The 24037-nt window shown below is 70.8% G+C and carries 23 protein-coding genes; 13 read left to right on the forward strand and 10 right to left on the reverse strand.

Going from position 1 to position 24037, the window contains the following annotated elements; genetic code table 11:
- Window positions 1-8: 8 nt before the first annotated feature.
- On the reverse strand, window positions 9-428 hold the full coding sequence (locus G4D87_RS04475; RefSeq protein WP_163779290.1) for a hypothetical protein: 420 nt from the start codon (window positions 426-428) through the stop codon (window positions 9-11).
- 205 nt (window positions 429-633) lie between these two features.
- On the opposite strand from G4D87_RS04475, the gene G4D87_RS04480 reads away from it, so the two are divergent.
- The 4 genes from G4D87_RS04480 to G4D87_RS04495 all read left to right on the forward strand — a co-directional run bounded on the left by G4D87_RS04480 (window position 634) and on the right by G4D87_RS04495 (window position 4264).
- On the forward strand, window positions 634-1761 hold the full coding sequence (locus tag G4D87_RS04480) for an ABC transporter permease (protein ID WP_163779293.1): 1128 nt from the start codon (window positions 634-636) through the stop codon (window positions 1759-1761).
- Between the two features lie 4 nt (window positions 1762-1765).
- The gene (locus G4D87_RS04485; protein ID WP_205507420.1) at window positions 1766-2488 is read left to right on the forward strand and encodes an ABC transporter ATP-binding protein; all 723 of its coding nucleotides are present in this window, start codon (window positions 1766-1768) and stop codon (window positions 2486-2488) included.
- The gene (locus tag G4D87_RS04490) at window positions 2485-3543 is read left to right on the forward strand and encodes an HlyD family secretion protein (RefSeq protein WP_163779294.1); all 1059 of its coding nucleotides are present in this window, start codon (window positions 2485-2487) and stop codon (window positions 3541-3543) included. Before G4D87_RS04485 ends, G4D87_RS04490 begins: the two co-directional genes overlap by 4 nt.
- 97 nt (window positions 3544-3640) lie before the next feature.
- Window positions 3641-4264, forward strand: a complete 624-nt coding sequence (locus G4D87_RS04495) for a TetR/AcrR family transcriptional regulator (protein ID WP_163779296.1) — start codon at window positions 3641-3643, stop codon at window positions 4262-4264.
- A gap of 71 nt (window positions 4265-4335) precedes the next feature.
- On the opposite strand, the gene G4D87_RS04500 is transcribed toward G4D87_RS04495, so the two are convergent.
- Window positions 4336-4566 carry a hypothetical protein gene (locus G4D87_RS04500; RefSeq protein WP_163779298.1) on the reverse strand — a complete coding sequence of 77 codons (231 nt, stop codon included), beginning with the start codon at window positions 4564-4566 and terminating at the stop codon, window positions 4336-4338.
- Window positions 4567-4780: 214 nt separating this feature from the next.
- Here G4D87_RS04500 and G4D87_RS04505 point away from each other — a divergent pair, with 214 nt between their 5' ends.
- The 3 genes from G4D87_RS04505 to G4D87_RS04515 are packed head-to-tail and all read left to right on the forward strand — an operon-like array spanning window position 4781 to window position 8287.
- Window positions 4781-6091: a glycosyltransferase gene (locus G4D87_RS04505; protein WP_163779300.1), complete on the forward strand. Its 1311-nt coding sequence runs from the start codon at window positions 4781-4783 to the stop codon at window positions 6089-6091.
- A gap of 1 nt (window position 6092) precedes the next feature.
- Window positions 6093-7448 (forward strand): NfeD family protein, encoded by a 1356-nt coding sequence (locus G4D87_RS04510; protein WP_163779302.1) that lies wholly within the window; start codon window positions 6093-6095, stop codon window positions 7446-7448.
- Window positions 7448-8287 (forward strand): slipin family protein, encoded by an 840-nt coding sequence (locus G4D87_RS04515; RefSeq protein WP_163779333.1) that lies wholly within the window; start codon window positions 7448-7450, stop codon window positions 8285-8287. Before G4D87_RS04510 ends, G4D87_RS04515 begins: the two co-directional genes overlap by 1 nt.
- Before the next feature lie 6 nt (window positions 8288-8293).
- Here the strand turns inward: G4D87_RS04515 and G4D87_RS04520 are convergent, their stop codons facing one another.
- On the reverse strand, window positions 8294-8755 hold the full coding sequence (locus tag G4D87_RS04520) for a DUF2721 domain-containing protein (RefSeq protein ID WP_163779303.1): 462 nt from the start codon (window positions 8753-8755) through the stop codon (window positions 8294-8296).
- Window positions 8756-8947: 192 nt separating this feature from the next.
- On the opposite strand from G4D87_RS04520, the gene G4D87_RS04525 reads away from it, so the two are divergent.
- From G4D87_RS04525 to G4D87_RS04535, 3 genes are all read left to right on the forward strand, one after another.
- On the forward strand, window positions 8948-9433 hold the full coding sequence (locus G4D87_RS04525) for a MerR family transcriptional regulator (protein ID WP_163779305.1): 486 nt from the start codon (window positions 8948-8950) through the stop codon (window positions 9431-9433).
- Complete coding sequence (locus tag G4D87_RS04530) at window positions 9430-12012, forward strand: VIT domain-containing protein (RefSeq protein ID WP_163779307.1); 2583 nt, start codon at window positions 9430-9432, stop codon at window positions 12010-12012. The genes G4D87_RS04525 and G4D87_RS04530 overlap by 4 nt, the downstream gene beginning before the upstream one ends.
- 70 nt (window positions 12013-12082) lie before the next feature.
- Window positions 12083-13195: a tol-pal system YbgF family protein gene (locus tag G4D87_RS04535; RefSeq protein ID WP_240358004.1), complete on the forward strand. Its 1113-nt coding sequence runs from the start codon at window positions 12083-12085 to the stop codon at window positions 13193-13195.
- A gap of 6 nt (window positions 13196-13201) precedes the next feature.
- On the opposite strand, the gene G4D87_RS04540 is transcribed toward G4D87_RS04535, so the two are convergent.
- The 5 genes from G4D87_RS04540 to G4D87_RS04560 all read right to left on the reverse strand — a co-directional run bounded on the left by G4D87_RS04540 (window position 13202) and on the right by G4D87_RS04560 (window position 18161).
- Complete coding sequence (locus tag G4D87_RS04540) at window positions 13202-14029, reverse strand: SDR family oxidoreductase (RefSeq protein WP_163779311.1); 828 nt, start codon at window positions 14027-14029, stop codon at window positions 13202-13204.
- 96 nt (window positions 14030-14125) lie between these two features.
- Window positions 14126-14416 (reverse strand): YkvA family protein, encoded by a 291-nt coding sequence (locus G4D87_RS04545; RefSeq protein WP_371928479.1) that lies wholly within the window; start codon window positions 14414-14416, stop codon window positions 14126-14128.
- A gap of 89 nt (window positions 14417-14505) precedes the next feature.
- The gene (locus G4D87_RS04550; protein WP_163779315.1) at window positions 14506-15564 is read right to left on the reverse strand and encodes an ABC transporter ATP-binding protein; all 1059 of its coding nucleotides are present in this window, start codon (window positions 15562-15564) and stop codon (window positions 14506-14508) included.
- A gap of 48 nt (window positions 15565-15612) precedes the next feature.
- Window positions 15613-17178 carry an ABC transporter permease gene (locus tag G4D87_RS04555; protein WP_163779317.1) on the reverse strand — a complete coding sequence of 522 codons (1566 nt, stop codon included), beginning with the start codon at window positions 17176-17178 and terminating at the stop codon, window positions 15613-15615.
- Window positions 17178-18161: an iron ABC transporter substrate-binding protein gene (locus G4D87_RS04560; RefSeq protein ID WP_163779319.1), complete on the reverse strand. Its 984-nt coding sequence runs from the start codon at window positions 18159-18161 to the stop codon at window positions 17178-17180. The genes G4D87_RS04555 and G4D87_RS04560 overlap by 1 nt, the downstream gene beginning before the upstream one ends.
- Window positions 18162-18306: 145 nt before the next feature.
- On the opposite strand from G4D87_RS04560, the gene G4D87_RS04565 reads away from it, so the two are divergent.
- Genes G4D87_RS04565 through G4D87_RS04575 form a run of 3 tightly spaced genes read left to right on the forward strand, consistent with a single transcriptional unit; the run spans window position 18307 to window position 19971 of the window.
- Entirely contained in the window at window positions 18307-18924 is a 618-nt protein-coding gene (locus G4D87_RS04565; protein ID WP_163779321.1) for a nuclear transport factor 2 family protein, read from the forward strand.
- A gap of 11 nt (window positions 18925-18935) precedes the next feature.
- The gene (locus G4D87_RS04570) at window positions 18936-19772 is read left to right on the forward strand and encodes a PfkB family carbohydrate kinase (protein ID WP_163779323.1); all 837 of its coding nucleotides are present in this window, start codon (window positions 18936-18938) and stop codon (window positions 19770-19772) included.
- A 10-nt stretch (window positions 19773-19782) separates the two neighbouring features.
- Complete coding sequence (locus G4D87_RS04575) at window positions 19783-19971, forward strand: DUF2379 family protein (RefSeq protein ID WP_371928480.1); 189 nt, start codon at window positions 19783-19785, stop codon at window positions 19969-19971.
- A 67-nt stretch (window positions 19972-20038) separates the two neighbouring features.
- Here G4D87_RS04575 and gyrA read toward each other — a convergent pair whose 3' ends face one another.
- Both gyrA and G4D87_RS04585 read right to left on the reverse strand, forming a co-directional pair.
- A complete protein-coding gene (gene gyrA / locus G4D87_RS04580) occupies window positions 20039-22843 on the reverse strand; it encodes a DNA gyrase subunit A (protein ID WP_163779325.1) in 2805 nt (934 codons plus the stop codon).
- Between the two features lie 168 nt (window positions 22844-23011).
- A complete protein-coding gene (locus G4D87_RS04585) occupies window positions 23012-23809 on the reverse strand; it encodes a tetratricopeptide repeat protein (RefSeq protein WP_163779327.1) in 798 nt (265 codons plus the stop codon).
- Between the last annotated feature and the right edge of the window lie 228 nt (window positions 23810-24037).

The raw sequence follows: 24037 nt of genomic DNA on the forward strand, positions 1-24037 counted from the left end.
CGCGTGCCTCACCGCTGAACGGCCAGGATGCGCCAGCCGTCCACATCGACCGCGTACGTCGCGCCCACATCCAGGGCAAGGCCTTCTTGAACACAGGCCCCCTCCTTGGGCGAAAACGAAACCAACACGACGCTGTCGGACAGCGCCTTCGCCAACACGTCGTATGAACTTCGCTGCGCGAGGCACACCTCATCGGGTGTCGCCGCCTTGGGCGGCTTCGCGCCCCTCGGCAAGAAGTCATCCATCGCCAGCCCGACCGCGGTGGAGATGGTGGCTGGAATGAAGGTGTGCTCCCCCGGAGGAAAGCCCAAGGGAAACACGAACCTCGCCGACTCGTCGGGCGGTGCGTGCTCGGGGCGGAATGGGCGCTGGAGCAGCGAGCACGCCGATAGAGATACACACGAGAGAAGAAGAACCATGCGGTTCATGAAGACTCCAGGCATCGGGACGGGCCTGAAGATGCACTACGACGTGCTGCGGTACCTCGCTTTCCGTCGCGTGAAGCCACCCGAGGAGATGTGAGCGCCCGACGCGCGTAGACGCTCACCTCCCGGTGGCTCGTTGACAATAAGCGAGCGCACGCTTATTTATTTCCAACCGGGTCTCCCGGCAGCTCTCCCACGGCGCTCCTCCATGCGAATGCTCGGCCTTGCCCTGAAGATGTTGCTCGATGCCCCCGCCAAGAGCATGGGGACGCTCGTGGGGGTGGTCGTGTCCGTCTTCCTCATGTCCCAGCAGCTCTCCATCCTGCTGGGCATCCTCAGCCTCGTCTCTGCGTTCGCGGATGGGACAGACGCGGACATCTGGGTCGCCTCGGCTGCCACCGAGAACACGGACATCACCGATTCGCTGCCCGCCACCCGCGTCGCCGAGGTGGCGAGCACTCCCGGCGTGGCCTGGGCCGCGCCCGTCATCCAGGGCATGAGCCGCATCACCCGCCCGGACGGCGTCCGCGAGTTGGTGAAGGTGGTGGGCGTCGAGCCACCGCGCTACGCGGGGCTGGCCCGGACGCTGGTGGACGGCACGCAGCGTGAGTCCCTGAGAGGCCCCGCTCGCGTCTTCCTCTCCTGGAGCGCCCGGCCCGCGTTTGCCTTCCCAGCCCCGGGCGAGCGGCTCGAAATCGATGGGAAGACGGCCTTCGTCGCCGGCTTCTTCGACAAGGTGGACCCGCACAGCTCGTACACCTACGTCTTCGCGAACCTTGATGACGCGCGCGCCTATACGCAGTTTCCCCAGGACCGCATCACCTTCGTGGCCACCGGCGTCTCCCCCGGAGAGGACGCCGTCACGGTGCGCCAGCGGCTCCAGGCCCGCATCCCCGACGCGCTCGTCGTCACCCGCGGCGAGCTGAGCGCCATGGAGGTCCGTCACTTCCTCCGGCGCACGCCGGTGGGCATGGTCTTCGGCATGGGCACGGCGGTGGCCGCGTTCATCGGGTCCGTCATCGTCGCCATCACCCTCTACTCGTCCGTGGTCGACCGCCTTCGGGACTACGGGACGCTCAAGGCCTTGGGGGCCACGCGCAAGGACCTGGTCCGCTTGCTGCTGGCACAGGCGTGGCTGTTCTTCGCCGTGGGCGCCGGGGTGGGCCTCCTCGCCTTCTTCTTCGTGAAGGCGCATGCCCCGCAGGCGCCCATGCTGGCCCCGCCGTGGATGCTGGCCGGTGTCATGGCCGTGTCCCTCACCTCCTGCACGCTCGCGTCGCTGGCGGCGGTGCGCCGCGCGCTCGCCATCGACCCTGCCATCGTCTTCCGGGGCTGAAGCCATGAGCACTTCCTCCTCCCAGGTGGTCCTCGAAGGTCGCGGTGTCGGCCGTTTGTTCGGTACGGGGCCGCTTGCCGTGCGGGCCCTCCATCCCACGGACATCCAGGTGCGCCGCGGCGAGGTGCTCGTCATCATGGGCCCGTCCGGTAGCGGGAAGACGACGCTGCTGAGCCTCCTCGGGCTCGTCCTCTCGCCGACGGAAGGGGAGGTGATGCTCGACGGACGGACGGTGTCGGGTGGAAGTCCCGATGCGCTGGCCCTCCTGCGGAGAGAGCGGGTGGGCTTCGTCTTCCAGCAGTTCAACCTCATGCCGGGGCTGAGCGCGCTCGACAACGTGGCACTCCCGCTGCTTCTGCGCGGCACGTCAGCCCGGGAGCGGGCCGCACGGGCACGCGTGGCGCTGGCCAGAGTGGGCCTGTCAGACCGCGAGGCGGCGAAGCCCCGGCTCCTGTCGGGAGGTCAGCAGCAGCGCGTGGCCATCGCCCGTGCGCTGGTCACTGACGCGCCCGTCATCCTGTGTGACGAGCCCACGGCCTCGCTGGATGGGGTGACGGGCAAGGCCGTCCTGAACACGCTGAAGGACCTCGCCACGGACCTGGGACGTGCCGTCGTGGTCGTCACGCATGACGACAGGGTGCTCGCCATCGCGGACCGCCTGGTCGAGGTCGTCGACGGGCATGTCCATGAGAGGGCGAGCCCCTCCGCTCGGGAGGTACACGGATGAGGAAGACGCATCGTCTTGGAGTCGCGGCGGCGGGAGTGCTCGGACTGCTGGCGTCGGGTTGCCACGGCCCGCCCCCTGTCGAGCGCAACAGCGTGGTGTCGGGCCCGGCAGGTGGAGGCGTCCAGCCCATGGATGTCCACCGCGTGGTGGCCCCCGGCATCGTCGAGCCCTGGGGCGGGGCGGTGGAACTGGCGGCCCAGGAGTCCGGGCGCGTGGCCGAGGTGCTCGTCCACGAGGGACAGCCCGTCACGCAGGGCGAGGTGCTCGCGCGGCTGGAAGACGAAGCCCAGCGGCACGCCATCACCCTGGCGCGGGCCGAGCTCGCGGAGGCCGAGGCCGTGGCCGAGCGCTACCAGCGGGGCGCCACCTCCGAGGAGCGGGCCCAGGCCCGGGCGGAGCACGAAGCGGCCGCCTCGCGTGCGAAGCAGGCCGCCGTGGATGCGGAGCGGGCCCTCCGGTTGAAGGCGGCGGGCACCACCGCCGCCGCGGACACCGAGCGAGCCACGTCCGAGGCCCGGGCGCTTGAAGCGGCGGCGCTCGCCGCCGAAGCGAAGCTCCAGGCCATCGAGCGGGGCCCCAGGAGGGAGGACCGGAAGGTGGTGCAGGAGCGATTGCAGGCAGCGCGTGCGCGGCTGCGGCAGGCCGAAGCGGCGCTGGCCCGCCGCCAGGTCCTCGCGCCCCTGGCCGCCACGGTGTTGTGGAGTCGGTTCCAGCCAGGCGAGCTCTACACCCAGGGTCCGCAGGCGCTGTTCGTGCTGGGCGACACCTCCCGCATGCAGGTGCGGCTGGAGGTGGATGAAATCGACGCGCCCCGGGTGGAGGTGGGCATGCCGTGTGTCCTCTACACGGATGGCGGGGCACGTCTTGCGGAGGGCCGGGTGGTCCGGCTGTCCCCCATCATGGGGCGGCGCGGGCTCACCACGGAGACGCCGACGGCGAGGGCGGATGTCCGCATCCGCGAGGTCTTCGTCGAGGTGCAGGGCATCGCCTCGCTGGTTCCGGGTCAGCGGGTCTGGGGACACACGGGCCCGCGCTCCCCGCCAGCACAAGGGTGAGAGGCCTGATCGCGCTGCCCTTGCCGCCGTCCCTCCCGGGGCTCATGCTCGCAAGGGGCGGCGGGGTGCGCTGTCCGTGCGATGCCAGGGAGCTGACGTGGGCCGGACGAAGACCATTGATGATGCCGACATCCTCCGCATCGCCGAGCGACTCTTCCGGGACAAGGGGCAAGCGGTGTCCACACGGACGGTTGCCCAGGAGGCGGGCATCTCCGAGGCCGTGCTGTACCAGCGCTTCGGCTCCAAGGACGACCTCTTCGTGGCGGCGATGACGCCCCCCCAGGCCGACGTGGAGAAGCTGCTCGGCACGCCGTCCCCCGAGGATGTGAAGGCCCACCTGCAAGAGGTCGCGGGACGGCTGGCGGCCTACTTCGTGGAGCTGATGCCGACGCTCCTGCACGTCATCACCCATCCCTCGCTGGACCGGCCCACGCTGGCGAAGTGGCACCGGGGACTGCCGTTCATGCAGCTCCAGGAGGCGCTCACCGCGCGGATGGTCCGGTGGCGGGACGAGGGTCGCATTGCCCACGTGGAGCCGGCCGCCGCGGCCCAGGGGTTCATGGCGGCGGTGCACAGCGTGGCCATGTTCGAGACGATGAACGGCCAGCCTCGACGTGAAGGGCGCAAGGCCCATGTCCAGTCGCTCGTGGCCGTCCTGTGGAGCGGCCTGGAACCGCACCCAGCGGCAGCGGGTTCTTCTTCCCGCCGGGGGCGGCTGTAGCCGCGCATTGCCAGTCCGTGCTTGTGGCGGTGGTGGCCGCCGTGTTCATCCTCCGCGCGGGCTGACCATTCCTACTCCGCCGGCGTCTCCGACGTGCCCGCGTCGGTCTCCGGCGTGCCCGCGTCGGTCTCCGGCAGGGGCGTCGCGGGGCCGGCGGGGGAGTCCGCCACGGTCTGCACGGGCTCGCGGATCTGGTCCGGGCCCATCAAAGGCTGACGGTCCTCCGTTCCTTCGGGCTGCGTGGTCTTGCAAGCGAGCGAAGCAACCGCCACGCCCAAGGCAATGAGAACAGCACGACGCATGTAGCCTCCTTGTCGAGTTGCGGACGGACCCTAGGGAGCGTGCCCTCCAGCGACAATCTGGCGACGACAGCGAGCGTCCACCAGCGGATGCCCGGGCACGCCTTGAAGCGCTTGCTCCCCGTGCCGGACAGCAGCCCGGCGGACACACGGCGCGGGATGATGCCGCGTCCCGTGCGCACCGTTGCCTGGAGCGCGCACCTGGGAGGCCGAGGCCATGCTGGACGTCGTCGACGTCGGCAAGCGTTCGCTTGCCACCTATCGCGGGATTGCTCCCGACGAAATCCTCGACGAACTGCACCGGCTCTCCGAGGACCTGCGCGGCGCCCGGTGCATGCACCTGAGCGCCACGCCCTACGGCGGCGGCGTCTCCGAAATCCTCCGCTCCCTGGTCCCGCTCTACAACGACCTGGGCATCGTCACGGACTGGAAGCTCATCCACGGCGACGACTCCTTCTTCCAGGTCACCAAGCGCATCCACAACGGCCTGCAAGGCGCGCCCGGCGAGCTCTCCGAGTCCGAGAAGGCCACCTACCTGGCCAACGCCCAGCTCAACGCCCACCAGCTCGTCTCGGATTCGGAGCACTACGACTTCGTCTTCGTCCATGACCCGCAGCCCGCCGTGCTCGCCACGCTCAGCCCCCGTCTCGATGCGCGCTGGATATGGCGCTGCCACATCGACACCTCGCACCCCAACCCGGCCTTCTGGGACTTCCTGTCGCCCTACCTGCACGCCTACGACGCCGCCATCTTCACGCTGCAAGAGTTCATTCCACCGCGGCTCCCCATCTCCGACGTCCGCATCTACCCGCCCGCCATCGACCCGCTCAGCCCCAAGAACCACCCGCTGCATGTGTCACTCGCGCGCGACGTGCTGGAGTGGATTGGCATCCGCACCCACCGGCCGCTCATCACCCAGGTCAGCCGCTTCGACCGCTGGAAGGACCCGCTCGGCGTCGTCCGCGCCTACCAGCGCGTGCGCCCCCACGTGCCCGACCTCCAGCTCGCGCTCGCGGGCTCACTGGCCCTGGACGACCCGGAGGGTTGGGAGGTGTACGAAGAGCTCCGCGCCGCCACCGCAGGCGACAGCCTCATCCACATCCTCACCAACCTGGTCGGCGTGGGAAACATCGAGGTCAACGCGCTCCAGGCCTTCTCCGACGTCGTCGTCCAGAAGTCCCTGCGCGAGGGCTTCGGGCTCGTCGTCGCGGAGACGCTGTGGAAGAGCACCCCCGTCGTCGCCAGCCGCGTGGGCGGCATTCCCATTCAGATGCCCGAGGGCACCGGCGGCTTCCTCGTGGACACCGTGGAGGAGTGCGCGGAGGCCATGCTCCACCTGCTCCGCCGTCCCGACGAGGCCCGGCTGCTGGGCGCGCGCGGACACGAGCATGTGCGTCAGCACTTCCTCATGCCCCGGATGCTGAGGGACCACCTGCGGCTGCTCAAGCACCTGGCCGCCGTGCGCCCCCTGCCGCCGCGCGGCATCGTCCCTGTTTCCTTCAACCCCGCCAGCCTCCAGGGGGTGTGAGATGCACGCACGGGCACGATGGCGACTCGCGGGCCCGGCCCTCCTGTGTGTCCTCACGGCGGGCCTGCTCGCGTCCGCGGCCGAGGCACCCACGACAGGCGGCCAGCCCACCGTGGCGCGCTGCGACCTGGAGGGCGTGGTCGACGCCGGCACCAGCGACTACCTGTCCGACTGCGTGGCGCGCGCCGAGGCCGCGGGGCATGACGCGCTGCTCGTCCGGCTGGACACCCCCGGCGGCTCGCTGGAGGCCACGCGCCACATCGTCCGGGCCTTCCTCTCGTCACCTGTCCCGGTGCTCGTTTGGGTCGGCCCCTCCGGCGCACACGCGGGCAGCGCGGGCGTCTTCATCGCCCTGGCGTCCAACGTCGCGGCCATGGCGCCGGGCACCAACATCGGGGCCGCGCATCCGGTGGTGGGCCCCTCCGGCCAGTCCCCGGAGGCCGTGGGCGGCGAGCAACTGGCCCGCAAGGTGGAGAACGACGCCGTCGCGTTCGCGGAGAGCATCGCCCAGCAGCGGGGCCGCAATGCGCAGTGGGCCGCCTCCGCCGTGCGCGACAGCGTCAGCGTGTCCGCGGACGACGCGCGGGCGCTGCGCGTGGTGGAGTACGTCACGCCCACCGAGGCGGAGTTCCTCGCGCAGGCGGACGGGCGGCGCGTGACGGTGGCAGGGGGCGAGTCCGTGCGGCTCTCCACCCGGGATGCACGGCTCGTCACGCTGGAGCCCACGCTGTCCCAGCGCGCCGTGCACGCGCTCGCCAACCCCGGCATCGTCTATCTGCTGTTCCTGGTGGCCGCGTTGGGGCTGGTGGTGGAGCTGTCCCACCCGGGCGCCATCGTCCCGGGGCTCATCGGCGCGGTGGCGCTCGTCCTCGCGCTGGTGGCGTCCTCCGCGCTGCCGGTGCGCGCGGGCGCGGTGCTGCTGATGCTGGTGGGCGCGGCCCTCATCATCGCGGAGCTGTTCGTCGCCAGTGGATTGCTCGGCGCCGCGGGCGTGGTGCTGCTGGGCCTGGGCGGCCTGTTCCTCGTGGACCGCTTCGACCCGGAGTGGTTCGTGGACCGCTCCTTCCACGTGTCGTGGACGTGGCTGGTGCCCACCACCGTGGCGCTGGCGGGCGCGGCGGCCTACGTCGCCTACCGGAGCGCGCAGACGCGGCGGATTCCCCAGCGAGGTGGCGACCTGGGGCTCGTGGGCGAGCGCGGCACCGCCCTGGCCCCGGTGACACCGGAGCGCGGCGAGGTGTTCATCCATGGAGAGCGCTGGCTCGCCACCTCCACCACGCCCATCCGCTCCGGCGCCCACGTCGTGGTGCGGGGAATGGAAGGACTCACCCTCTTCGTCGACGAGGTACCGACATGATGCAATGGACCGGACTGCTCGGAGTGCTCATCCCCGTCGCCATCGTCTTCCTGCTCTTCCTGTCCGGGGTGCGCATCGTCAACGAGTACCAGAACGGCGTGGTGTTCCGGCTCGGGCGGTTCGTGGGCCTCAAGCGCGCGGGCTTCCGCTGGCTCATCCCCTTCGTGGAGCGCATGGTCATCATCGACCTGCGCACCGTCACCCGCGACGTGCCTCCGCAGGACGTCATCACCCGGGACAACGTCAGCGTGAAGGTCAACGCCGTCGTCTACTTCCGCGTCATCCACGCGGACAAGGCCGTGCTCCAGGTGGAGGACTACCTCTATGCCACCAGCCAGCTCGCCCAGACGACGCTGCGCTCCATCCTGGGCCAGGTGGAGTTGGACCAGCTCCTCTCCGAGCGCGACCGCATCAACCAGGACATCCAGCAGGTGCTCGACGCCCGCACCGACCCGTGGGGCATCAAGGTGTCCAACGTGGAGGTGAAGCACATCGACCTGCCCTCGGAGATGCAGCGGGCCATCGCGCGGCAGGCCGAAGCCGAGCGCGAGCGCCGCGCGAAAATCATCGCCGCCGAGGGCGAACACCAGGCCGCCGAGAAGCTCTCCATGGCCGCCAGGGTCCTCGGCCGCTATCCGGCCACCCTCCAGCTCCGCTACCTCCAGACGCTGGTGGAGATTACCTCCGGGGGCAACCACACCATCCTGCCCATCCCGCTGGACCTGCTGCGCACGCTCAGCGGCGTGAAGGCCGGCCTGGAGCAGGCCGACGATGGACACGAGGACCGGCGCTACGCCGACGATGAAGAGGAGGGGCCTCCCGCGGGCGGCCTGTCCTGACCGCCGCTACTCGAAGAGCTCCTGCCGCTCCAGCTTGATGGCGCGCCGGCTCAGCCGCAGCGACGCCAGCACGAGCAGCGCCGTCGCGCCCAGCAGCACCACGCCCAACGAGAAGGACACCACCGGCAGGGCCTCGGGGAGCTGCGTCTGCCGCTTCGTCAGGTACAGCAGCGACGTCACCACGAAGGCCAGCAGCGCCGTGTAGGTGAAGGCAATCGCCCGGGCGAGGATGGCGTGCCGCCGGTCCAGGATGGCGACCTCCTGGCGCAGCACCGCGCGCCGGGTGTGCCCCTCCGGCAGCAGCCGCCACTCCCGCACCATCTCCCGGATGCGCGCCGTCATGCGCGCAATCTGGTTGTCCAGCCCTGTCGCCACGATGCCGCACGCCGACACCATCACCGCGGGCGTCACCGCCGTGCCGATGAGCCGGATGGAAGAGAGGTCCACGACTTCCGCGAGGCCATTCATGCCCTCCTCTGTTCCACCCCACCCCGACTGACGCAACACCTCCGCGCACCTCCCCCGCCACCGGGTCATGACAGCGACCAAGCGCCAGGTATCAGGACTCGGCAGCAGCACTGTCAAGACTCCACCCAGAGCCGCTGACAATTCACCAGTGGCAACTTGACACCATCAATGTCGAGTCATACTGTCTGAACCGTGAGCACGCCGAAGACACAGAGCGAATGGAAGCTGACGGAGCTGGCCGAGGCGGTGGGCGTCTCGCCGCGGACGGTGCGCTACTACGTCCAACGCGGCCTGCTTCCCGCGCCCCCCTTCCGGGGGCCCGACACCGTGTACGGGGAAGCGCACCTCGTGCGGCTCAAGGCCATCCGCGTCCTGCAGGCGCGGTTCCTTCCCCTGGATGCCATCCAGGCGGAGCTGCAGCGCCTGAGCCTCGATGAGCTGCGCCAGCTCGCCGACTCGGACGCGACCCCCACGCCCCCGGTGTACGCGCAGCCGGCGCCGGGGTCCGCCGTGGTGGCGCCACCAGACCCGGCCACGGGCCTGAAGCGTTACGAGCGCTGGGAGCTGCTCCCAGGGCTGGAGCTGCACGTCTCGGAAGCAGCGGACACGAAGACCCGGGCGCTCGCGGAACGCGTTCGCGCCCTCATCGCGGAGTTTCAGGAAAGGGAGAAGCCATGACCAACGAGAAGGCTGGGCTGTACACGCGCAACGGCACGCAGGTCCCCCTCCAGGGTGTTGAAGTCACGGGCGAGCTCCTCGGCGGCCATGCGCGCGTGCGCGTTCGCCAGCGCTATCGCAACGACGAGCACCAGCCGGTGGAGGCCGTCTACACCTTCCCCCTCCCCTCCGATGGCACCCTCTCCGCCTTCTCCATGACGTGCGCCGGGCGGCGCATCGAAGGCGTGGTGCGGGAGCGTGAAGAGGCCTTCCGCACCTACGACGACGCCGTCACCGCGGGCCACGGCGCGGCGCTGCTGGACGAGGAGCGGCGCAACGTCTTCACCGCGCAGGTGGGCAACCTGCTGCCCGGCGAGGAGACGGTGGTGGAGGTGGAGTTCCTCCAGGCCGTCACCGCCGAGGAGGGCAGCGTGCGCTGGATGCTGCCCACGCTGGTGGCGCCTCGCTACATCCCCGGAGCGAGCACGGGCGACCGCACCGGCCACGGCAGCGCGGAGCCCACGGGCCAGGTGCCGGACGCGGACCGCATCACCCCGCCCGTGGGCAACGTGCACTACGGCCTGCGCATGGACCTGCTCGTGGACCTGGGCCGCGAGGTGGTGGTGGAGAGCCCGTCCCACGCCATCACCGTCACGAAGGAGGAAGGCACCCGCGTGCGCGTCGGCTTCTCGCGCGGCGAGGTGTCCCTGGACCGCGACCTGGTGCTGAGCCTGCGCAGCCCGGACAGCAGCGCGGTGTTCACGCCGCTCGTCACCCACCGCAAGGCGGAGGGCGGCCCGGGCACCTTCGCGCTCACCGTGGTGCCGGACCTGCTGGCCATGGCCTCCGCGCCCCCCAAGCAGGAGGTGGTGCTCGTCGTGGACGTCTCCGGCTCCATGGCCGGTGAGAGCCTGCCCCAGGCCCAGGCCGCGCTCCGGCTGTGCCTGCGCCACCTGCGCGAGGGCGACCGGTTCAACGTCATCGCGTTCGAGAGTCGCTTCCGCTCGTTCCAGCCCGAGCCCGTGCCCTTCACGCAGCGCACGCTCGAGGAGGCGGACCGCTGGGTGGCCGCGCTGAACGCCAATGGCGGCACGGAGCTGCTCGCGCCCATGCGCGCCGCGGTGCAGGCGGCTCCCGACGGCGTCATCGTGCTGCTCACGGACGGCCAGGTGGGCAACGAGTCGGAGATTCTCCGCGAGGTGCTCGCGGCGCGGAAGACGGCGCGGGTGTACTCGTTCGGCATCGGCACCAACGTCAGCGACGTGCTGCTGCGGGACCTGGCGAAGCAGACGGGCGGCGACGTGGAGTTCATCCACCCGGGCGAGCGCATCGACGACAAGGTGGTGGCGCAGTTCTCCCGCGCGCTGGCGCCGCGGGTCACCGAGCTGGAGGTCCGCTTCGACGGCGTGGAGTGTGTGGAGCTGGCGCCCGCCGAGCTCCCGCCCCTGGTGGATGGCGTGCCCTGGACGCTGCTGGGCCGCTATGCCTCGCCCGGGACGGGCACGGTGACGCTGCGGGGGCGCTCGGGCCGGGAGCCCTTCTCGCTCACCGTCCGCGTGGACCTGCCCGCGGTGTCGGACCGGCCGGCGGTGGAGAAGTTGTGGGCCGCCGAGCGCATCCGCGGCTGGGAGGCCGCGCAGCTCACCGGACGCCGCGCGGAGTCCATGAAGCAGCGCATCGTCGAGCTGGCCGTCGCGCACCAGATTGTCACCCGGTACACCTCGTTCGTCGTGGTGGAGGAGCGCAAGGGCGAGCGGCGCACCTCTGGGCAGGCCCATACGCGCGTCGTCCCCGTGAATGCGCCCGCGGGCTGGGACATGTTCGGCGGCGCGAAGAAGGAGCAGGCCGAAATCGGTGGCGCCGTTCCCCGGCGCGGACGGATGGCCGCCAGGGGCGGCATGCCGCCTCCGTCGGCCGCAGCTCCCGCCTCCGGGGCTCGTCCGCTGATTCAAGTGCGGCGCATCACCCCTGCCCGAGCAGCGCCCGCGCCCGCGCAGAGCGCGCCCTCCATGGATGCCGATGATGGCACCACGGACTGGATGGAGATGAGGCGCGAGCCGCTCGAGCGGAGCAAGGCCGCCAAGAAGAAGCGCGAGAAGGGAGGCATCCTCTCCCGCTTCTTCGACGGTGCGCCGGCCTCGGAGCCGCTGAAGGAGGCGGAGGCCGAGGAGTCCGACGCGTACCTCGCGGAGGCTCCGGCGTCCGAGGGCGGTGTCGACATGGGCGCGGAGAGCCTGCTGTCGAGGCAGCTCGCCAATGGGCTCTGGGACGGCACCGGCGAAGGCTCCGAGCCCGTGCGGCAGGCACGCGCCACGGCGCTGGCCCTGCTGACGCTGCTGCGCGAGGGCATCACCAGCAGCCACCCGCTGCACGGCGCGCAGGTGAAGAAGGCGGTGGAGGCCCTGCTGTCCCTGGCCGCGAGCATCGGCGGGGACGCGCAGGTGGCGGAGCTGGCGCTGGGCGTGGCGTGGCTGGCCGCGGCGGGGCCGCGCACCCGGGGCCGCATCGAGCAGGCCGCGAGGCCGCTGGCCGGCCTCACCGGCCGGCTGGGCAACGAGGTGGCCCTGCGCGAGCACGTCGACACGCTGGCCGCGCGCTGACGCACCGCGAACAGGCGGCGGCATGACTGACACATGCCGCCGCCGCGCTTCGCATACAGTGCCGGGCGCCATGACGCTCGCCACGCTCCTCCTGCTTGCCACGCTCGCAGCTCAGTCCCCGGAGACTCCGCCCGCTCCCGAGGTCCCGACACCGGAGACGGTCACCTCGCCGCCCCTGGTCTCCACGCCCGAGGCCTGTGCGGCCAGCTCCGAAGCGGATTACTCGGCGGGCTTCGACGCGCTCGTGAGCGGCGATGACGCGAAGGCGCTCGCGCTGTTCGAGCGGGTGCTCGCCGCCTGTCCACAGCACCCCTACGCCACCGAGCTGGCCCGGCTCTCCCGGACCCGGCTCGTGCCCGGGGGCCGGCTGGCCACCGCCGCCGCGAGCGAGCTGGGGCGCGAGCCACACTCCAACGCCGCACGCGCCTCGCTCGTCGTGGCGCAGACGCTGCACGGCGTGGCCCAAGGTGTCCTCCTGTGCGCCATTGGAGATTGCAGCGGCAAGGGGTACGCCGCGGCGTCGCTGCTGGGCGCCGGGGCGGGCGCCGCCAGCTCGTGGCTGCTCACCCGGGGCGGCGTGACGGATGGGCAGGCCGCCGTCATCAACTCCGGCACCGTGTGGGGTTTCTGGTTCGGTGTCGCGACGCTGCTCGCCTTTGACTTGGAGGGTGACGATGCCCTGGGCGCCGCCATCCTCGGCGGGGCCGGCTTCACCGGCGTGGGCGTGCTGCTGGCGCACCTGGTGAGCCCCACCTCGGGGCAGGTGTCCCTGGCCAACTCGGGTGGCCTCTGGGCCGGCGTGGTGACGGCGCTGTTCCTGGCGACTTCGGACAGCAGCGACACGCAGGGCTTCTTCGCCGCCGAGCTGGGCGCCACGGCCGCGGGCATCCTGTCGATGGCCATCCTGTCGAAGTACGTGCCGGTGTCCCGGGGCCGCATGCTCATCATCGACGCGGGCGGCATCCTCGGCGGGCTGGTGGGCGCCAGCGGCGTCTACCTCACCGCGGGCAACGACGCCGGAGACGCCATCCTCCTGGGCACCGGCATTGGCGTGCTGGGCGGCCTGGTCCTCACCACGTACCTCACCCGGAACTTCGACCTCCCGGACGCGCCCCAGGTGACGCTGGCACCGCTCACCACGTCGCGTGGGGGCACGGGCGTGTCCATGGTGGGCCGGTTCTAGCCGCGATCAGCGGCGGCGCAGGCCGTAGATGGACATCACCAGCTGCTCGAAGGTGCGCGAGGGCAGCACCGTCTTCGCCACCACCGCCACCCGCTGCGCCAGTTGGGCCACCGGGTAGCGCACGCGAGGCGCACCGCGCTCCATCACCTCCAGCACCTTCTTCGCCACGGCCTCCGCGGAGAGGCCCTCGCGTTCACCGGACTCGATGGCCTTCAGCCCGGCCTCGAAGCGCTCCTGGTACGCGGAGCCCGCGCCCGCCTTCGCGACACACACGCGGTTCCGGGTGATGTGCGTCCGCACGTCTCCGGGCTGCACCAGCGTCGCCTCGATGCCGAACTCGGCCACCTCCTGGCGCAGCGCCTCGGTGAAGCCCTCCAGGGCGAACTTGCTGGCGCTGTAGAGCGACTGGAAGGGCAACCCCACCTGCCCGCCCAGGGAGCTGACCTGGATGATGCGGCCGGAGCGCCGCTCGCGCATCGACGGCAGCACCGCCTTGCACATGCGCAGCGCACCCAGGAAGTTGACGTCCAGCTGCGCGCGCGCTTCCTCGATGGAGGTGTCCTCGGCGGCGCCCGCGAGCGCGTGGCCCGCGTTGTTCACCACCACGTCGATGCGGCCCTCACGCGCCAGCACCGTCTCCACGGCCCGCTGCACGGAGTCATCCTGGGTGACGTCCAGCGCCAGCATCCGGTAGCCCGGCGGCGCGGCCTCCACGGGGCGGCGGCTGGTGCCGTAGACGGTGTAGCCGCGAGCGCTCAGCAGCTCCGCGCACGCCTTGCCGATGCCGGACGACGCACCGGTGATGAGAACGACGCTTCCTTGCGAACCGGGCATCCAGGCTCCGTGCGGCAGTCTTCCTGGCGCACAAACCACGGGTGCCCCGGGCCCGACAAGGCACTCTCACCCCGCGTCACGGGGGTGCCCAGCGACCTAGACAGTCTTGCTGCTCGCCGGGGCGGCGACACCCGGCTGCGCATCCTCTCCCGCGACGGCGACCTGGTGGCGCTGCACCTCGCGCACCATGAAGAAGGCGGCGGCGGACAACACGCCCAGGTCATCCAGCCAGCCGAGCACCGGAATCACGTCCGGCAGCGCGTCCACGGGCGACAGGAAGTAGACCACCGCCATCACCCCGGCGAGCTTCCGCCAGAGCGCTACGTGCGGGTCGCGCACGTACCGGAAGAAACGGCTCCCCATTCCACGAAGGCCTGCGATGTTCATACCTACCTCTACGCACGAGGGGCCCGGGTGATTGCGGCCCCAGCCCATACCTAGCGTATGCCGTCCGGCCGCCCGGAGGACAGCCAGGCTCAGTCCGGAGTGTCCTCCAGCACCATCGCGCGGCCCACCACCTCCAGCCTCGCCCGGTCGCCCGCGCGCAGCGGCAGGTCCGGCGCGCCGCGCACGGTGAGCTCCAGGCCGTTGCAGGCCACGGTGAACTCGGCGGCGGGTCCCTGGAACTCGCGCGTCAGCACCTCCGCTCGCAGCGCGCCGCCCAGCGCGACGCCGTCCGTGTCCGGAACCAGTCGCATCGCCTCGGGCCGCAGCGACAGCAGCACGTTGCCCTTCGCCGGCGCGCCCGTCACCGGAAGGATGCCGAGCAGCGTCCGGGCGCCATTGCCAAAGCCCACGCCCGGCAGCAGGTTGGTGCCGCCCAGGAAGTACGCCACGAAGGCCGTGCGCGGCGTGGCATAGACGGCCTCCGGCGTGCCCACCTGCTCCACCTTGCCTGCCCGCATCACCGCCAGCCGGTCCGCGAAGGCCATGGCCTCCTGCTGGTCATGCGTGACGAGCATCACCGTGGCCCCCAGCGACTTCAGCGCCCGCCGGACCTCCATCCGCGTGGAGGCCCGCAGCGCGCTGTCCAGGCTGGAGAAGGGCTCGTCGAGCAGCAGCACCCGCGGACCTGGAGCCAGCGCGCGGGCCAGCGCCACGCGCTGCTGCTGCCCACCCGAGAGCGCGTGCGGCATGCGCGACTCGAAGCCCTCCAGGCCGAAGAGCTTCAGCATGTGGCTCGCGCGAGCACGGGCCTCCTGGCGCGGCAGCGCGGTGAGGCCAAAGGCCACGTTCTCCACCACGGACAGGTGCGGGAAGAGCGCGTAGTCCTGGAACACCATGCCCACGCTGCGCTGCTCGGGCGGCACGAAGGCGCCGGAGCTGGCCAGGGTGCGGCCCTCCAGCATGACGGTGCCGCCGTTGGGGCGCTCGAAGCCCGCGACCAGCCGCAGCGTCGTCGTCTTGCCACACCCCGACGGGCCCAGCAGGGCCAGCACCTCGCCGGGCTCCACCGCCAGGGACAGGCCGTCCACCGCGGCGGTACCGCTGGAGGCATAACGAAGGGTGACGTCATCGAGCGAAAGCAGGGGCATGGCGGGCGGCGCACCCTACCGCGTTCCCGCGGGTCCGGGCGCTTTGGCTCAACCCGGAGACGCGCTGCCCTCTTGCGACACCAGCAGCCCCACCCCCAGTGTGGAGACGGCCATCAGCACCAGCGCCGGCAGCGCGGCCTCGGCGAAGCGGCCCTCGGCCGTGGCGCCCCAGACGCGCGTGGCGAGCGTCTCGAAGCCGATGGGGGCCAGCAGCAACGTGGCCGGGAGCTCCTTCATCGCCGTGAGGAAGACGAGCGCCGCGCCCGCCAGCAGCCCGGGCCGCAGCAGCGGCGCCGTCACCCGGCGCAGCACGCCGGACGGAGGCTGCCCGAGCGACGCCGCGGCCTCCGGCAGGTGCGGGTTGAGCTGGAGCAGCGACGCGCGCACTACGCCCACCGCCTGCGGCAGGAAGCGCACCACGTAGGCCAGCACCAGCATGACCAGGGTGCCGTAGAGGAAGGGCACCGCCTGCACGCCCAGGAAGACGAGCGACAGCGCCAGCACGATGGGCGGCAGCGCATAGCCCGCGTAGGACACGCGCTCCAGCGCCACCGTGAGGCGGCTCGGGTAGCGCACCGCGAGGAAGGCCAGCGGCAACGCGCCCACCACCGCCGCCACCGCGCCCAGCATGGAGGCGCTCACCGAGTTCCACGTGGGCCCCATCATCGGCCCCGACTCCACCGACAACCCCTGCACGCCCCAGTAGACGAGCACGCCCACCGGCAGCCCCACGCCCACCGCCACCACCGCGCCGCACAGGAGCAGCGCCGGCACGCGCCAGCGGCCCAACTGTACGAGCGAAGAGGCCCGCGCGGCCCCCTTCGCGCTGCGGTGGTAGCTCGCCCGGCCGCGCAGCCACAGCTCCAGGGCCAGCACGCCCACCGTCACGGACACCAGCGCCAGCCCGAGCAGCGCCGCGTAGCTGCGGTCATACGCGCCTTCGTACTGCACATAGATGGCGCGCGAGAAGGCGTCGTACTGCAGCAGCGCGACCGCGCCGAAGTCGGAGAGGACGTACAGGCCCACCAGCAGCGCGCCAGACGCGAAGGCCGGACGCAGCAGGGGCACGGTGATGCGCAAGAAGGCCCGAGCAGGCGTGAGCCCCAGGCTCCTCGCCCCCTCCAGCCACGCCGGGTCCTGGGACTGCAGCCCGGCGCGCAGCGCGAGGAAGAAGTACGGATACGTCGACACCGTCAGCGCCAGCAGCGCTCCGGGAAAGCCATACACGGGTGGCACCGGGAGGCCCCAGCGCGTCAGGGGCTCTTCCAGCGCGCCGCCCACGCCGAACGCCGCCAGCAGCACGTAGCCGCTGACGAACGTGGGCACCGCCAACGGCACACACAGCAACACCGTCCATAGACGGCGCCCCGGCAGGTCCGTGCGCGCGGTGAGCCAGGCCAGCGGCAGCGACAGCAGCGCCGCGCAGCCCGTCACCGCCGCCGCGAGCCCCAACGTGCGGCCCAGCAGGCCCCACGTCCTGTCCCGCAGCAGCAGGCCCCAGGCGTCCGCGTCCGCTTCCACGGCGCGCACGCCCAGGTACACCGCGGGCACCAGCGCCAGCGCGGCCATGGCCACGCCGGCCACCCACAACCCCACCGGGGTACGACGGCGCATCAGAGGACGCCGGTGTCCTGGAGCAGCTTCACGGTGCCGCGCAGGTCATCCAGCCTGGACAGGTCCAGGTCGGGCGAGCCCACCTTGTCGAGCGGGGGCAGGCCTTCGGCCAGCTTCGCGCCCGGCACCAGCGGGAACTCGGACGTCTCCTGCGCGAAGTACGCCTGCGCCTCCGTGTCCAGCAGGTACGCGGCCAGCTTCTTCGCCGCGTCCGTGTTCTTCGAGCCCTTGAGGATGGCCACGCCCGCCACGTTCACCAGCGCGCCCGGGTCCCCCGCGGCGACGAAGTAGTTGGCCACGGGCAGGTCCGGATTGTTCTTCTTCGCGGAGAACAGGTAGTAGTGGTTCACGAAGCCCGCGTCGATTTCACCGCGCCCCAGCGCCTCGATGATGGCGGAGTTGTTCTTGTAGACGCGCGGCGCGTTGGCCTGGATGCCCTTGAGCCACTGCGTCGCGGCCTCGTCGCCCTTGAGCAGGCGCAGCGCGGTGACGAAGGCCTGGAACGAGGCGTTGGTGGGCGCCCAGCCCAGGCGGCCCTTCCACTTCGCATCCGTGAAGCCGAGGATGCTCTTGGGCAGCGTGTCCGCCTTCACCTTCTTCGTGTTGTAGGCCACCACGCGCGCCCGGCCGCTGGTGCCCACCCACACGCCCTGCGGTGAGCGGAAGCGCGCGTCCACCTTGTCCAGCGTCTGCTTGGGCAGCGCCTGCAGCTGGCCCGCCTTCGCCAGCGCGCCGAGCGCCCCCGCGTCCTGCGCGAAGAACACGTCGGCGGGCGTCTTCGCGCCCTCCTCCAGCAACGTGGCGGCGAGCTGCGGCGTCTCGCCGTAGCGCACCTTCACCTCGACGCCCGTCTTCGCGGTGAACTTCTTGAGGAGCGGGCCCACGAGCTTCTCGTTGCGGCCGGAGTAGATGGTGAGCGTCTCCGCCGCGAGCGCGGGGGAGGCCAGGGTCAGGACCAGGGAGGCGAGGAGGAGTCGAACCATGGGCCGGCACCCTAACGGACGGCCTCCCCCGCTTCCACCGATTGCGCGCGGGCGCCGGGTGAAGCGCGAAGCAGGTGACGCCAGCGTTCCTTCGCGGCCCGGAGTAGCCTCGCGGGCCCCCACCTCCCGCCACCGTGGAGACACCATGCCGCGCCCGCTCGTCGCCGCCTGTGCCGCCGCCGCTCTGCTCGCCGCGCCCGCCGCCCTCGCGCAGGCGCCCGCGTCCCCGAAGCCTGCCGTCTCCACGCCCAACCCGATGAAGGCCGCCGCCGAGCGAACCCGGAGCGCGCTCCAGCTCGCCCCCGCGCCTCGCCCCGAGGACGTGCGCTCCATCGACGCCGTCATCGCCGCGCTCTACGACGTCATCAGCGGCCCGGCGGGACAGGCGCGCGACTGGCGGCGCTTCCGCGCCCTCTTCCACCCGGGCGCGCAGATGATTCCCATCCGCCGGCCGAAGGACGGCAAGGGGCCCGCGGCCACGCCCTTCACGCCGGATGACTACGCCACCTCCGCCTCGGTGGCCTTCGACAAGCGGGGGTTCTTCGAGAAGGAGACGCGTCGGCAGGTGTCTGGCTATGGCGACCTGGTCCAGGTGCTGAGCGCGTATGAGACGCGTGAAGCCGTGGACGGGCCGGTGATGGCCACGGGCGTCAACAGCTTGCAGCTCGTCTTCGATGGGAAGCGCTGGTGGATTCTCAACATCGCCTGGACGGACGACAAAGCCGCGGGGGTTCCCGTGCCGAAAGACTTCACCCGGAAGTAGAACGCGCGGTCATGGGTGACGCGTCCCTGCGCGATGTGCTGGTGGTAGGGAGCTACTGCCACGACCTGCTCCGGCATGGCCCCGGGCGGCAGACACATGCGCTCGGCGGGTCGGCGGCGTACATCGCGTCCGTCCTGGAGGCGATGGGACTGGAGTACGCGGTGGCCGCGGTGGCTGGCGAGGACTTCCGCTACAGCGACGCGGTCCGGTATCCGCCGCGCATCGTTCCGGGGACGCGCACCACGCAGTTCATCGCGGACTTCGAGGGGGAGGCGCGGACCCTTCGCGTCAGCGCGAAGGCGGAGCCGATTCTCCCCACGGACATCACTGTGGACGCGCGCGTGGCGCTGGCGTGCGGCGTGGCGGGTGAGGTGCTGCCGGAGACGCTGCTCCGCGCCTCCGAGCGGGCGCGGCATGTGCTGGCGGACGCGCAGGGGTTGCTTCGGGCATTCGATGATGACGGACGGGTGCTCAACCTCCGCTTGGAGGACACGCCCTTCGCGGGGCTGCTGGAGCGGCTCCGGGTGCTGAAGGCCAGCGAGGAGGAAGCCCGGGCGATGGACATCGAGCGGGTGCGCCAGCGAACGTGCCTGGTGGTGACGCGCGGGGCGCGGGGCTGCACGGTGCTCACGGCGGATGCGCGCATCGACGTGCCCACGGTGGCGGTGGCGGAAGTGGATGCCACGGGCGCGGGGGACTGCTTCCTCGCGGGCTTCACGCTGGGACTGCTGCGGGGGCTGCCGTTCGAGCGCTGCGCCGCGCTGGCGAACTGGTTTGGCGCGCAGGCGGTGACGCAGGTGGGTGTGCCGAAGTTGGATGTCAGCCGGCTTCCCGCGGAACTGCGCTAAGCAGTATTCAATGAAAATCAAGAACACTGCCACACCTTTGGGATGTGTGCTCGTAAGCCTTGGGATGTACCAACACAAGCGCGCGGGTGACCTCGACAGTGCCCGCCAGGAAATGCGGGACGTGTTGGCCGCCGAGGTGGTGCCACACTACCGTGCCGTTGCGCAGGGTCAGCTCAACCTGCTGGATGATGCGCCTTGAGTGACAACGGGGACGCGACTTCCGCCGCGTCCCCGTCAGTCAGCCTTCCGGCAATTCAACGGACGATTCAGCCCTGAGTGGGCTCCTCGTCACCCGGGGTACCACCCTCCTCGGGCGCCGGGGCCGGCTCGGCAGCGGCTTCCACCGAGGCCGTGGCCTCACCCGTGGCCTCCACCGGAGCCGCGGCCTCACCCGTGGCGTCCACGCTCTCCACGGGAGTCACCGCCTCGCCGTTCTCCTCCGTCTCATCGCTCTCGGGCAGCTTGGAGATGGCCATGACCTTCTCCTGCTCGTTCTCCAGCGCAATCAGCCGCACGCCCTGCGTGTTGCGGCCGATGACGGAGATTTCCTTCACCCGCATGCGGATGAGCATGCCGCCGTTGGTGACGATCATCACCTCGTCCGACTCCTTCACCTGGAGCAGACCCACCACCTTGCCGTTCCGCTCGGTGGTCTTGATGTCGATGATGCCCTTGCCGCCACGGCCCTGCTGCCGGTACTCGGTCTCCTGCGTCCGCTTGCCGTAGCCGTTCTCCGTCACCGTGAGGATGGCCGTGTCCGTCTCCACCATGTCGGCGCCCACCACCTGGTCGCCGTCCTCCAGCGTGATTCCCTTCACGCCGTAGGCCTGGCGGCCCATGGAGCGGACCTCCGTCTCCGGGAAGCGGATGCTCATGCCCGACGCCGTCGACAGCAGGATGTCCTTGCTGCCGTCGGTAATCATCACCGCCACCAGTTCGTCCCCGTCGTCGATGCCCAGCGCGATGATGCCGCTGGAGCGGACGTTCTCGAACGCGCTCAGGTCCGTGCGCTTCACCACGCCCCGCTTCGTCACGAAGAAGACGTAGCGGTTCTCCGGGAAGTCCCGCGTCACCAGCACCTGCGCCAGCCGCTCGCCCTCGCCGAACTGCACCAGGTTCACCATGGCCTTGCCGCGCGACGTGCGGCTGGCCTGCGGAATCTGGTGCACCTTCAGCGAGTACAGCTTGCCCTTCGTGGTAATCGGCATCAGGAACGCGTGCGTGCTGGCCACGAACAGCTTGCTGACGAAGTCGTCTTCCTTCGTCGCGGCGCCCGTCTTCCCGCGCCCACCGCGCTTCTGCGCCCGGTACTCCGTCAGCGGCGAGCGCTTCACATAGCCCGTGTGCGACAGGGTGACGACCATCGTCTCTTCGGCGATGAGGTCCTCGCGGGTCATCTCATCCACGGCGCCGGTGATTTCCGTGCGGCGCTTGTCGCCGTAGCGCTCGCGAATCTCCACGAGCTCCGTCTTGATGACGCTGAGCAGGCTGCTCTCGTTGGCCAGGATGTCCCGCAGCCGCGCGATGTCGCGCACCAGGCCAATCAGCTCGCGGAACAGCTCCTCGCGCTGCAGGCCGGTGAGCCGCTGCAGCCGCATCTCCAGGATGTTCTGCGCCTGGCCCTCGCTGAAGCCCGCGCCCTCGTACTTGTGCGCCAGGCCGCCGTAGCTGGGTTCCTCGTTGCGCGCGCGGGAGACGAGCAGCTCCATCTGCGCCTTCGCCTGCGCGTAGTCGATGCGCTGGAGGGTCGCGAAGCGCTCGTGCTCGTACAGCGCGGGCGACAGGATGTGCATCAGGCCCCAGCGCGCCTCGTCCGGGTCCTTGGACGCGCGGATGAGGCTGACCACCAGGTCGATGAGGTCCTGCGCGACGAGCAGACCTTCGACGATGTGCATGCGCGCCAGCGCCTTGCGCAGCTCGTAGCGCGTGCGGCGCGTCACCACGTCGCGGCGGTGCGCGATGAACCGGTCCAGCATCTCCTTCAGGTTGAGCGTGCGCGGCTGGCCCCCGTCGATGGCCAGCATCACCGCGCCGAAGGTCGTCTCCAGCGACGTCATCGCGTACAGGTTGTTGAGCACCACCTGCGCAATCGCATCGCGCTTGAGCTCGATGACGATGCGCATGCCCTGGCGGTCGCTCTCGTCGCGGATGTCGCTGATGCCCTCCAGCTTCTTCTCGCGCACCAGCTCGGCGATCTTCTCGATGAGCCGCGCCTTGTTCACCTGGTACGGAATCTCCGTGAAGATGAGGGCCTCGCGGTCCCCCTTCTTGGAGGTCTCGACGTCCGAGCGCGCCCGGATGGTGACCTGACCGCGGCCCGTCTCGTAGGCGCGGACGATGCCCTCGCGCCCGGTGATGATGGCGCCGGTGGGGAAGTCCGGACCGGTGATGAACTCCATCAAGTCACGGACCGTGCAGCCCGGGTTGTCGATGAGGTGCAGCGTGCCGGTGATGACCTCGGTCATGTTGTGCGGCGGGATGTTGGTGGTCATGCCCACCGCGATGCCGCTGCTGCCGTTGACCAGGAGGTTGGGGAACTTCGATGGGAGGACGAGCGGCTCTTCCAGCGAGTCGTCGTAGTTGGGACCGAAGTCCACCGTCTCCTTGTCGATGTCCGCCAGCAGGTCCTCCGCCAGCCGCTCCATGCGCACTTCCGTGTAGCGCATGGCCGCGGGCGAGTCGCCGTCCACCGAGCCGAAGTTGCCCTGGCCGTCCACCAGCAGGTAGCGGAGGCTCCACTCCTGCGCCAGGCGCACCATGGCGTCATACACCGACGAGTCACCGTGCGGGTGGTACTTACCGATGACGTCACCCACCACGCGGGCGGACTTCTTGTAGGCCCGGTTGTGGAGGTTGCCCAGGTCATTCATCGCGAACAGCACGCGGCGATGCACGGGCTTGAGTCCGTCACGCACGTCGGGCAGCGCGCGCCCCACGATGACGGACATGGAGTAGTCGAGATACGAACGGCGCATCTCGTCTTCGATGTTGACGGGAATGAGCTCTCCAGCGCTGTCCGGGGGAGGAGGCGCGGAGGGCGATGCCGGCTTGTCGGTCGTGTCGTCAGCCATGAGCTCTGGAAGTCTGCGGAGGGGCCCGCGAATGGGGGCCGCCGTCCAGTGGGTGAGCGTTCGTAACCCCTGGATTTCCCAGCGTCAACAGGGGAAACAAGGGGCTTTCGCCCCGAACGGCGGGATGCCGGGATGGGACTCTTTTTTGAACGCTTGAGCGGGCCTTTTTCAGCCCCGCGGGCGCAGGGGAGCAGCCAGGCGCTCGGCTCCGGTTCCCACTGGTCCTTCCGGGTCTCGTTCCTTCGCTTTTTCGAACGCCGCCAGGGCCCCTTCCCGGTCGCCCTTGAGCTTCAAGGCCACGCCCACGTTGAGGTGCGCGGCGGGAGCGTCCCGGTCCATGGCCACGGCCTCCCGGAAGAGCACCAGCGCCTGGTCCACGTCGCCCGACAGCAGGGCCTCCTTGCCCGCCTGGACGCGCTTCTCCGCGTCATTCACGAGCTCCACCTGGAACACGCTGCCGCCCACCACGTTCGCGACGAGCACGCGCAGGATGCCGCCCCAGTAGAACGTGAGCCCCTCCGCGGCCACCACGGCGGCCAGCGGCAGGTCCGGGAGCAGCTGCTTGCCCCGGAACTTGAAGCGCACCCGCGTGTAGCGGCCCTTGTTGGCCCAGTGGACCATCTCCCCCTGGAGCTTGCGCAGCCCTTCTTCCATGCGCTTGGGGTCGATTTCGAAGGGCAGCACGCGGCCCGCGGGCTCGCCGGACGGGAGCGCCTTGGGGCCAGGGCGGCGCGGCGTGGGCTCGGCCTCCAGCACGGGCTCGGCTTCCAGCACGGGGGGCCGAGGCGCCTCGGCCGCGGGCTCGGACACCGGCGCGCTGGCCCGACGGGGCGCGGCGCGAGCCCTGGAGGCGGCCTTCTTCGGGGCGGCGGCCTTCTTCGGGGCGGCGGCCTCCTTCGCCGCTGCCTTCGACGCGGAGGGCTTCTTCGCCTTCGACGGACGCTTCTGGGACGTGCGCTTGGCCATGGACACACCTTAAACGAGCCACGGCGGCAACGCTTGCACGGCGCAGCCGGATGGCGGGCTTCGCACGGTTCTTCGCACGCACGCCACACGACTTCACGCCGCGCGAGTCCCTTCCCGCCGGGCGCTCGGGGATGATGGGGCCTCTTCCTCAAAGGACCTTCCCCGCATGACTCGCGTCCGGCACGCCCTGCTCTCCGCCCTGCTCCTCGCCGCCCCCATCGCCAGCGC

This window comes from Myxococcus vastator (genome assembly GCF_010894475.1).
In the GTDB taxonomy this organism is placed as follows: domain Bacteria; phylum Myxococcota; class Myxococcia; order Myxococcales; family Myxococcaceae; genus Myxococcus; species Myxococcus vastator.